The 644-nt window shown below is 44.3% G+C and carries 1 protein-coding gene; it reads right to left on the minus strand.

The annotated features are described in order from the left end of the window. Positions 1-47 precede the first annotated feature (47 nt). Positions 48-242, minus strand: coding sequence for a reverse transcriptase N-terminal domain-containing protein (locus P5674_RS25570; protein ID WP_315643383.1), 195 nt, complete (start codon positions 240-242; stop codon positions 48-50). Positions 243-644 lie beyond the last annotated feature (402 nt).

Below are 644 nucleotides of genomic sequence, written 5' to 3' on the forward strand. Positions count from 1 at the left end.
TTATTAAGCTGACTGTTGGGAAGCATGGCTGACCGTGGAACCCGCCCCTACAGTCTCACTGCTAAGAGTCGGGCATAATATGACTTCACCAGTAAACGTTGCAACCTTCTTGCCTTCGCGTCCTGTCCCGATTTAGCTGCTTGAAATATCCTCTTTTGGAGCTTGAAAACTTTTCTCTGGACTTTCGCCCATGGGATTTGTTTCCATACAAACGCACGTCTTGATTGGTTTTGATTTCTCAAATCCTTTCTTTAAACTCGCTTTCGTCATAGTAACTCCTACTAGACTCTATTCTTTACAATCAAACCGTGACCTGTCTGCATATCCCTACCGTTACAGTTGGGCATTGGCTTCTGGTCACATCTTACCCCCTCAGAGGCATCCGTTTACATTTGTCACTACTAACTATCTCGACCAGATTGTTAGAGCCTGAGAGGGGTTATAACGTTCCGTTTATATGGGCATTCCATCTTTAGACTTGTCCTCTCCACCGGGGTACTTTTAAAGGTCTGTGTAGGTGATGATAAAATTACCCTACTTTTCCCCTTGTTCTTTTGAACGCAGCGTATCAACCTATTTCGCTACTTCATATTTACGATGGTTCAAGCCGGACATTCGGTTTCCCTAATCATGGATGGTTGGCA

The organism is Limnospira sp. PMC 289.06 (assembly GCF_032350395.1).
GTDB lineage: Bacteria > Cyanobacteriota > Cyanobacteriia > Cyanobacteriales > Microcoleaceae > Limnospira > Limnospira platensis.